Annotated in this window: 1 pseudogene; it reads right to left on the minus strand. The window is 38.5% G+C overall.

The features are described 5' to 3' along the window. A pseudogene (locus tag ACG9ZB_RS16950) lies at positions 1-309 on the minus strand (secretin and TonB N-terminal domain-containing protein); the annotation flags it as partial.

A 309-nucleotide genomic window follows, 5' to 3' on the forward strand; every position in this document is an offset into this window, starting at 1 on the left:
ATCCAAATCACATTACCATTGCGTCGCTTATCCAAGTTCTTGGTTTTCATAATAATATCAAGCGCCTGATCCCACGGAACATCTTAAAGGCGTAAGGTAATATTGCCTTGTACGGTGTCAGAATCCACCATGTTAATGCCTGTAAAATCAGCTAAGTGCTGTAATACACGTCGCACTTCAATATCTTGGAAATCTAAAGAAATCTTTTTGCCAGTATAAGCACTTGGTGCTTTAGGCTTCATTGGATTTTTATCTTCAGGACGCTTTAAACTAATCGTGAGCTTATCTTCTGCCTGATAAGCCATATAT

It is taken from the genome of Acinetobacter johnsonii (assembly GCF_048551975.1).
Taxonomy (GTDB): Bacteria; Pseudomonadota; Gammaproteobacteria; order Pseudomonadales; family Moraxellaceae; genus Acinetobacter; species Acinetobacter johnsonii_A.